The 8,763-nt window shown below is 63.5% G+C and carries 8 protein-coding genes; all 8 read right to left on the bottom strand.

Translation table 11 applies throughout. The features are described 5' to 3' along the window. A partial coding sequence (locus AAIL66_RS19730) for an EscU/YscU/HrcU family type III secretion system export apparatus switch protein (RefSeq protein ID WP_343497543.1) occupies positions 1 to 207 on the bottom strand: 207 nt, incomplete at its 3' end. Between the two features lie 184 nt (positions 208 to 391). Then, positions 392 to 1,660 (bottom strand): HDOD domain-containing protein, encoded by a 1,269-nt coding sequence (locus AAIL66_RS19725; RefSeq protein WP_256629660.1) that lies wholly within the window; start codon positions 1,658 to 1,660, stop codon positions 392 to 394. Positions 1,661 to 1,715: 55 nt separating this feature from the next. Next, on the bottom strand, positions 1,716 to 2,930 hold the full coding sequence (flgL, locus tag AAIL66_RS19720; protein ID WP_034378018.1) for a flagellar hook-associated protein FlgL: 1,215 nt from the start codon (positions 2,928 to 2,930) through the stop codon (positions 1,716 to 1,718). A gap of 23 nt (positions 2,931 to 2,953) precedes the next feature. Further along, complete coding sequence (gene flgK / locus AAIL66_RS19715; protein ID WP_343497542.1) at positions 2,954 to 4,900, bottom strand: flagellar hook-associated protein FlgK; 1,947 nt, start codon at positions 4,898 to 4,900, stop codon at positions 2,954 to 2,956. Further along, positions 4,897 to 5,925 carry a flagellar assembly peptidoglycan hydrolase FlgJ gene (flgJ, locus tag AAIL66_RS19710; RefSeq protein WP_012836851.1) on the bottom strand — a complete coding sequence of 343 codons (1,029 nt, stop codon included), beginning with the start codon at positions 5,923 to 5,925 and terminating at the stop codon, positions 4,897 to 4,899. The genes flgK and flgJ overlap by 4 nt, the downstream gene beginning before the upstream one ends. After that, on the bottom strand, positions 5,922 to 7,070 hold the full coding sequence (locus AAIL66_RS19705; protein WP_003065520.1) for a flagellar basal body P-ring protein FlgI: 1,149 nt from the start codon (positions 7,068 to 7,070) through the stop codon (positions 5,922 to 5,924). Before AAIL66_RS19705 ends, flgJ begins: the two co-directional genes overlap by 4 nt. Positions 7,071 to 7,090: 20 nt before the next feature. Beyond that, positions 7,091 to 7,798, bottom strand: a complete 708-nt coding sequence (locus AAIL66_RS19700) for a flagellar basal body L-ring protein FlgH (RefSeq protein WP_003065522.1) — start codon at positions 7,796 to 7,798, stop codon at positions 7,091 to 7,093. Positions 7,799 to 7,968: 170 nt separating this feature from the next. After that, positions 7,969 to 8,751 carry a flagellar basal-body rod protein FlgG gene (gene flgG / locus AAIL66_RS19695; RefSeq protein ID WP_003065524.1) on the bottom strand — a complete coding sequence of 261 codons (783 nt, stop codon included), beginning with the start codon at positions 8,749 to 8,751 and terminating at the stop codon, positions 7,969 to 7,971. Positions 8,752 to 8,763 lie beyond the last annotated feature (12 nt).

Genomic DNA, 8,763 nt, shown 5'->3' with positions numbered 1-8,763 from the left:
CGCCGCAGCGTTGAACACCAGTTGCCGGGCCATGGCCTCGCGCAGATGATTGATCATGGGCTGCGTGCCCATCAGCATCAGCAATGCGCCCGTACCCAGGATGGCCAGATGCGACAGATCGCGCGAGCGCGCACCCTGGCCGTCTTCACGCGTCTTCTGCAGCTTGCGTTCGGTGGCGGGCAGGTTTTTGTCTTGGGATTCGGACATGGCGCACGGACGGATTGGATATCCCAATTGTCCGAATCCGGCGCCCAGGCAATGCGCGGATAAGCGGCAGCCAAGCCCTGCTTATGCACGACTCCGCATCACAACGCATCCATCAATTTGATAGCTGCCTGTGCTTTCCTATCAGGAGATAGAGCCTGTTTTTAGCGAGTTTTCACCCAGACACTCAGGCCTGAGCCTGCGGCATGCCCAGCTTGAGTTCGCTGAGCATGCGCAGCAGCATCCGGTTGAGGTCTTCGGCCTCCCACTCCTCCTGCTCGCGCAGCTGCCGGATGGGTGCCGGGTCACGACTCTCCAGAGCCTGGCTCATCTGCAGCACGGCCGCATAAGGACCGGAGCGCGTGACGATGGCATCGAAAATGCGCTCGTTCAGCGGCGTGCGTCGCAAGATGGTGGCCACCGGCTCATGCAGCAGCAAATCCAGCTGCGAGAACAGGCTGCACAAGTACATCTCACGCTGCAGGTCCAGGCTCACCCCGGCCTCGATCAGCTGCTCGGCCAGCCTGGCGCGCAGCACGACCTGCGTGCGCAGAGGCACCAGGTCCTGTTCGGTACAGGCATGGGGCAGCTGGTCGGCCAGCCAGCGCTCCAGCGTGCCCAGCCCCAGCATCACCAGCCCACGGCGCAGCGAGTCCACGCCGCGACGCAGGCCCAGTGCAGCCGAGTTCGTATAGAGCAAAAAGCGATAGGCCAGCACCGGGTCCGAACCCAGGATCTCTTCCATCACATCCAGGGACTGTTCCTTGTCGATGGCCTTCATGAGCCTGAAGAGCGCATCGCGCGAGGGCTGGGGCTGTTGCAGCCGAAAGGCCTGCATGGTGTCTGCCACGGGCCAGCCGGCCACGGCGGCCGCTTCGTGTTCGTCGAGACAGGAGCGCGCCAGCTCCAGGCTCTGCAGGCTCTGGTACATCTGACCGTCCAGCAGATTCAGGGGCTGAGTGGCAAAAAAGCCCGAGGCAGTCTCCTTGTCCGCATCTTTTGCCGGCTGGCTGGAACGCACGGCATTGGGCAATCCAGCGGCACCTTCTGGCGGCAGGCTCAGCAGGCTGCTGGCAAAGCAGCGCGCAGCATCGGCATCGGGCACATCGGCCAGCGATCCGCCCCAGACCAGCATCAGCCCGCGTGCCTTGGCCTTCTGCACCAGCTCGTAAATACCTTCATCCTGCTGCAGCCAGTCGCCGCGCACCTCTATCCAGGGACTGCCCTGAGGTGCATGTTCTAGAAGATTGCACAGAACCTGGCGGGACTGCGGCGATATCAAGAGCGGCGGTGCCTGACGGCTCCAGATCTCATCCACCGTGCGCAGGAAATGCGCCATGTCGGCAGAGGAGCCCGAGTCTTCGTGCACATAAAGCTGAATCCCTGCCAGGCGTCGCGTACGTCCCCAGAGCGGCCGATAACCAAGAGTCAAAGAGCTGAGGGCAGACTGGGTCATGGAAGATTTGGACAGGTAGACGACGAGACATCAAGACGGACAGAGCCCGCTGGAATCAGCCGATGTAGTTGAACAGCGAAAGCTTCTGCATCTGTGCATAGGACTGCAGGGCGGCCTGCAAGCCCACCTTCTGCGTATCCACTTGCGACAGCGCCGTGATCATATCGATATCTTCGGCACGTGAACGGGCTCCTTCCTGCGTCAATGCCTGATCCTTCATGTCGGACTCCAGGCCGTCTGCACGTTTGAGCTGGTCGCCGGCATAGCTGCGCATGGCCTGCACCCTGTTCATGCCCGAATCCAGTTCGCTCAAGGCGCGCCCAAGACCCTGCTGCAATGCGGTCGATCCCCCCGTGCCGCCCTTGACCGTGGCAATGGCCTGATCCAGCACGCTGAAAATATCGGTACGTGTGCTTGGAGACATGGTGAAGCTGTCGCCGTCGGCCGGAGTACCCTTGATGCTGATCTGCTGACCACCAACGGTAATCGCCTGCCCTTCCTTGTAGGGCGTGGGCGGAACCACGGGGTTGGTCACTGTGGCCGAGCTGGAGTTGATCTCGTAGCTGACCTCGCCGGTAGTCGGGTCCTTGGTGAATACCAGGGTGTAGCTATCGCCCGTGACCTTGCTCGGGTCGGTGACCGATCCCACATCCGCCCAGGCCTTGCCGGAATTGGAGGCAGCGCCATTCACCACAAACACCCCGTTGCCGGTGGGCACGTTCAACCAGGCCGCATGACCATCCAGAGAGATGGGCAGGCCGTTGTCGCTGCCAGTGCTCTGGCCGGGGTTGAGCTGGCTGCTCGAGCCCGGAGGCGTGCTTTGCAGCGGCGTATCGGGACTGCCCAGCCCGCGGAAAATCGGCAAGCCGTTGGAGTCCTTGGCATTGGCATAGCCGAGAATCTGATCGCGCAGGCTTTGCATCTGCTGGACCAGCGCATCGCGTGCCACCTGGTCATACGAACCGTTGCCGGCCTGCACCACCAGATCACGAAAATCCTGCAAAGCACCATGAGCCTTGCCCAGCTCGGACTCGCCCTGGGCAATCACATCGCGCTGGGCACCGAGCACACGCTGGTCATTTTCAGAGCGGGTGATGCGGGTGCGTGCGCGCTCGGCCTGGGCCGCCGCCACGGGATCGTCGCTGGCGCGCAGCACGCGCTTGCCCGCCGTGGTCTTCTCCATCAGGTCCACCAGGCTGCTCTGACGCGAGCCCAGGTTGTTGATGGTGCTGTCATACATATTGGCCGTGCCAATGCGGTTGATGCTCATGCCTGTTCTCCGGCTGTAGGGGGTTAACGGCCAACGGCCTGGATCACGCTGTCAAAAATGCCCTGAGCCACCTGCAGCATCTTGGCCGAGGCCTGGTAGGACTGCTGGTACTGCAGCAGCTTGGCGGCTTCTTCATCCAGATTGACGCCGGATACGGCGGTGCGATCGCCTTCCAGATTCTTGGCAATCGAGTCGGACAACTTGGCTGCATAGGCCGCGCTTTGCGTGCGCGTGCCGATCTGCGCCATGGCGGTGGAAAAACCGTCGCTGAGCGTGGTCGCGCCATCGAAGATCACGGCGTCGCGCAACGACAGGAAGGAGCTGGCATTGCCCGTATCCGAGCTGTAGAAGCTGTTGGGGCCGAAGCTCACGGTATCGCTGGTGGCACCATCCACCGCAGGCGTGCCGGTGAGCGTCACCTTGAGCCCCGGAGCCAGCTCGATGGCCTGCCCGGAGATATAGGCGCCTGTCGCAGCCACGCCGTTGGGGGCAGGCGTGATGGTATAGGTCATGCCGCCCGCCCCATCGGGAGCGAAAGACAGGGTGGTGCCGGCAGGAAAGGTAGAGGCATCGAAGCCTTTTTCCACCTTCAGGCTGGACATGCGGACGGCCGCATCGCCCAGCGAGTTGATCTTGGCCGACACCGGATTGGCCACCGCCAAATCGTTGCCGGAATGCACCATGGTCTGAATATCGTGCGCCGCCGATGCCACAGGACTGAACAGCACGGACTGGCCGGCCTGGCCATCGTTCTTGAGATCGAACTGCAGACCGTCAATCGTCATGCCGCGCAGGTCCGTCAGATCGTTGAAGGCCGTGGTCTGGCCATCCGACAGGCGCACCACCTTGCCCTTGGGCGCATCGTTGCCGAAAACGATCTTGTAATCCGAAGCCTTGAGCGCGCTTGAGTCCTTGACCGTGACCGTGGGCGTATCGGGCTGTACCCATTGAGCACCCGTGGTGGAGCCCGTGGTCGTCATCGGAATATTGAACAGCGCCCCGCCCTTCTGACCCGACAAGGTCAGGCCCAGCTGGTTCTGCGTATTGAGCGTATCCCCGATCGAGATCACCATGCGCCCCAGCAGGTTGCGCCCCTCGCTCAGGTCGTTGTTCTGGAACTGCAGCAGACCGGCAATCTCGCCGCCGCCGGCCATGGCCGGAGTCAGCTCCACGGGCTGCCCGCCCTGCTGCTGGAAATACAGGCTCATCTTGCCGCTGCCGGGGTACTGCGTGGACTCCTGCAGGCTGAGCTTGGCCGCGCTCTGCCCCAGCACCAGCGGCTGGCTGCCACCCACGAACAGGCTGATGGAGCCATCGCCGGCGTCGACCTGCGAGGTCTGCACGTATTTGTTGATGTCACGCACCAGCTGGTCGCGCTGATCGAGCAGGTCATTGGGCGTGTGGCCCGTGGCAATGGCGCTGCTGATCTGGCCGTTGAGCGCCGCCACCTGTTGGGACAGACTGTTGACCACATTCACGTCATTGCTCATTTGCTGGCGCGTGCTGTAGTCCATCTCGTCGAGCTGGGCCGAAGCCGAGCGAAAGCGCGCAGCCAGTTCGCTCATGCGCGTCAGCACCACCTGGCGTGCCGAAGAGTCGGTAGGCGCGCTGCTCACATCGGCAAACGCATTCATCATGTCGTTGATGGCCGCGCCCAGGCCGTTGGTTCCGCCGGAGAACACTTCCTGCAACTGGTTGAGCGAGTTCGAGCGCGCGGAGTCTGCGGCACTGGCTGCGGTGGCCGCCGTGGCCTGGCGGTTGAGCAGCTCGCTGAAGTTGCGCAAGATGGTCGCCACATCGGCGCCATTGCCGATATAGCCATTGCCGATGTTCTGGCCCGCCGAGGTCTGGAAGGCCACGCTCTGGCGCGAGTAGCCGGCAGTGTTGACGTTGGCGATGTTGTGCCCTGTGGTTTGCAGGGCGATCTGGTTGGCCATCAGGGCGCGTGCGCCCACGTTCAGAAGACTCATGACTGGTTCTCGGTGATCTTGTTGATCTGGGCGGCACGGGCGCTGACGCCCAGACGGCTTGCGACATTGGCGCTGTTGTTGCCGGCGTTGGCGACGCTGACCTGGGCCACGCTCTGGATGGCGCGGCTGAGCTTTTGCGCATAGGCCGGATCGGTGGCGTAGCCGGCCTTTTGCAGCTCGCTGGCATAGGCCTGGGCAGAGCCGGTCTGGGCCATGGCTTTTTCGTAGCGCGGATTGCTGCCGATCAGACGTGCGTAGTCGCGGAAGGACTCCTCGTAGGAGTCATAGGCGCGGAATTTGGCCGTCACCTTCTTGGGCGCGCCATTGATGTATTCGGTGGTCGTGACTTCGGCGACCTTGCCCGTCCAGCTGCCACCGGCCTTGATGCCGAACAGGTTGAACGAGTTGCTGCCGTCCTTGTTGCGGATCTCGCTCCTGCCCCAGCCCGTCTCGTGTCCGGCCTGGCCGATCATGTAGTGGGCCGGGATGCCGCTCTCGCTGGCCACGCGCTGGGCCGCGCCGGTGTGCGCCGTCACGAAGTTGTCGCGCCCCTTGGGAGCCGGTGCATAGGCATTGATCGATTGCGCAGCCTGGCTGCGGCTGCCGCTCCAGGCGCCGTTGCTGCCCACATTGCGCCAGGCGTTGCGGCTCAGGCTCAGTGTGGAAGGCACGGCAATTTCGGCGTCCTCGGCGGCGTCGACCCCCATGCTGCGCGCCAGCTGCTTGCTGATGGCATCCGTCAGGCCGCCGGGCTGGCCCGCCATGGCCACCGAGAGCTGCTGATCCAGCAGATCGGTGCTGAGATTGCCCTGCGCGCTGTCGAGCAGGCCGGACTTCATGGTCGCCTCGCGCATGCTCTTGATCATCTCGCGCATGAACAGCGACTCGAGCTGCTTGGCCGTCTCGCGTGCAGCCTGCGGGCTGTTCTCGCCGGCTGCCGTCTTGAGCGCATTGAGCGAACGTGCATCGACAGCCAGGGCATTGCTGGCCGCCAGGGATGAAGAATGGGGCAATGACGTGCTCATATCACCTCCAGCTCGGCGTCCATGGCGCCAGCGGCCTTGATGGCCTGCAGGATGGCCAGCAGATCCTGCGGTGTGGCGCCCAGTGAATTCAGCGCCCGCACCACATCAGTGAGCTGGGGCGAATTGGGCATGTTGATGACCTTGCCGGGCTCCTGCTTGACCTGGATGTCGGACTTCTGCGCCACCACGGTCTGCCCCTGCGAGAACGGTGCAGGCTGGCTGATGACCGGCGTGGTGCTGATGGTGATGGACAGATTGCCGTGCGCAATCGCGCAGGGGCCCAGGGTCACCGCCTGATTGAGCACGATGGAGCCGGTGCGGGCATTGATGACCACCTTGGCCGCCGGCTTGGAGGTCTCGATGGGCATCTCCTGAATCTCGGCGATCATGCGCACGCGCGAGCCCGGGTCAATGGGTGCATTGACCTGCACCGTGCGGCCGTCCAATGCCATGGCCGTGCCCGCGCCCATGCGCTGGTTGATGGCGCGCACCATCTTGTCGGCGGTCTGGAAGTCGGTCTGATTCAGGCCCAGCGTGATCGTGTTGCCCTGGTTGACGGGAGTGGGCACTGCACGCTCGACCTGCGCGCCCTGCGGCACGCGGCCCGCGTTCAGGTGATTGACCTGCACCTTGGAGCCGCCGGCCGCAGCCCCGGCACCGCCGACCACCACATTGCCCTGGGCCAGGGCATAGATCTCGCCGTCCGCGCCGCGCAGCGGTGTCGCCACCAGCGTGCCGCCCTTGAGCGACTTGGCATTGCCCATGGAGGAGACATTGATGTCTATGGCCTGACCGGGCTGTGCAAAGGCCGGAAGCTCGGCCGTGATGATCACCGCCGCCACGTTCTTGAGCTGCAGCTGGGCCGCATTGCCCGTGGCCGGCAGGGCGATGCCCATCTGCTCCAGGTAATTGGCCAGCGCCTGCTTGGTGTAGGGCATCTGCGTGGTCTGGTCGCCCGTGCCGTCGAGGCCGACCACCAGACCGTAGCCTGTCAACTGGTTGCTGCGCACGCCCTGGATGGCGGCAACCTCCTTGATGCGTGTGGCATGCGCAGGCAGGGTGAGCCCGCTGGCGCCAAGGGCTGCGACCACCAGCAAGGCGGTGTGCGCAGGGCGCAGTGACAGGAGCGTGGACAGTACTTTCATACTGCCCATTCTCGGAAGAATCAGAACGGCATAACGTTCAAAAAGAACCGGGACAACCAGCCAATTGACTGGGCTTCACCGGCCTGGCCACGGCTGCGCGACTCGACGCGCAGATTGGCCACCTGAGTCGATGCCACGGTACTGCCCGGACGCAGCGAGCGCGGGTCCACCGTGCCCGTGAAACGCAGCACATCGACGTTGTGGTTGACGCCGATCTGCTTCTCGCCGGCAATCACCAGATGACCGTTGGGCAGCACATCGACCACGGTGGTGGCAATCGAGCCCGTGAAGGTGTTGTTGCTGCTGGTGGCCCCAGAGCCCTTGAAGTCGTTCTTGCTCTCGGCCCCCAGGGTGAGCGCATCGGCCACCGTCTTCTCGGCGCCGCCCCTGAGCAGCGGCAGCGAGGTGATGCCCGTGCTCAGCTCGTTGGCTCGCCCGACCTTGGAGTCCGTGCTCTGGCTGGCCGAAACGCGCTCGACGATCTGCACCGTCACCGAATCGCCCACCATGCGGGCGCGCTGATCCTCGAACATGGGACGGTAGCGACTGGCATTGAACAGGCTGCCTGTGGGCGCCTGGGCCGTCTGCTCGCGCGGCTGCAGCACCGGAGGTGCGGTGGATGGCATGTCCACGGGCGGCGGCGGATTGAGCGTGACGCAGCCCGAAACCAGCAGGGCCCCGGCGAGGGCGCAGAGCGGCGGGCAATGGGAAACAATGGCTTTGAACATGGCGGCAAGTCCTTGGCAGTCAGGCGCTTCGCCCCTTGTGCCCTTGCGTGCGCGAGGCACGCTATTGAAATCAGAGCTTATAGCGCTTATCCCAAATGGAAATCAGCAATGAATTGATCTGAAAACCATAGACATCAAGCGCAAGCTGCTCCTCAATACATGGTGATCAATCAGAGCTGTGCCAGCTTGGCCAGCATCTGGTCGGAGGTCTGAATCGCCTTGGAATTCATTTCGTAGGCGCGCTGCGTCTGGATCATGGTCACCAGCTCCTGGACCACGTTCACGTTCGAGGCTTCCAGATAACCCTGCTGAATCGTGCCCAGACCGTTGGTACCGGGCGTGCCCTGCTGGGGCTGGCCCGACGAAGCGGTCTCGACGTAGAGGTTCTGGCCGCGGGGCTCCAGGCCTGCGGCATTGATGAACTGGCTCATCGCGATATTGCCCACCTGCTGCGGCGCAGCCTGGCCGGGCATGGTGACGCTGACCACGCCGTCATGGCTGATCGACACCTTGGTAGCACCCTGCGGGATGGTGATGCCGTTGGCCACGGGCAGGCCGCTGGAGGTCACCAGCTGGCCCTGGGCATCGACCTCGAACGAACCGTCGCGGGTATAGGCAATCGTGCCGTCGGGCATATTGACTTCGAAGAAGCCGTTGCCGTTGATGGCCACATCCAGCGCATTGCTCGATTGCTGCAGGCTGCCCTGCAGAAAGTTGCGGCTGGTGGCCACGGTGCGCACGCCCAGGCCCAGGTGCAGGCCAGTCGGCAGCTGATTCTGCTCGGTGGTCTGCGAACCCGACTGGCGCAGGTTCTGATAGATCAGATCCTCGAAGACCGCATTCGCGCGCTTGTAGCCGGTGGTGGAGACGTTGGCCAGATTGTGCGAAATCACGTCCAGCTGCGTCTGCTGGGCTTCCATGCCGGTCTTGGCAATGAACAGCGAATTGATCATGACGTATTCCTT

Source organism: Comamonas sp. F1-6 (genome assembly GCF_039581415.1).
GTDB classification, from domain to species: Bacteria; Pseudomonadota; Gammaproteobacteria; order Burkholderiales; family Burkholderiaceae_C; genus Comamonas; species Comamonas thiooxydans.
The sequence above is the reverse complement of the archived record's forward strand: the minus strand, read 5'-3'. Positions and strand labels throughout refer to the sequence as shown.

Excerpts from the sequence above, each read along its gene's own strand:
- AAIL66_RS19725 (WP_256629660.1), bottom strand. The coding sequence starts at position 1,660 with ATGACCCAGTCTGCCCTCAGCTCTTTGACTCTTGGTTATCGGCCGCTC.
- flgL (WP_034378018.1), bottom strand. The coding sequence starts at position 2,930 with ATGAGCATCAACCGCATTGGCACGGCCAATATGTATGACAGCACCATC.
- flgK (WP_343497542.1), bottom strand. The coding sequence starts at position 4,900 with ATGAGTCTTCTGAACGTGGGCGCACGCGCCCTGATGGCCAACCAGATC.
- flgJ (WP_012836851.1), bottom strand. The coding sequence starts at position 5,925 with ATGAGCACGTCATTGCCCCATTCTTCATCCCTGGCGGCCAGCAATGCC.
- AAIL66_RS19705 (WP_003065520.1), bottom strand. The coding sequence starts at position 7,070 with ATGAAAGTACTGTCCACGCTCCTGTCACTGCGCCCTGCGCACACCGCC.
- AAIL66_RS19700 (WP_003065522.1), bottom strand. The coding sequence starts at position 7,798 with ATGTTCAAAGCCATTGTTTCCCATTGCCCGCCGCTCTGCGCCCTCGCC.
- flgG (WP_003065524.1), bottom strand. The coding sequence starts at position 8,751 with ATGATCAATTCGCTGTTCATTGCCAAGACCGGCATGGAAGCCCAGCAG.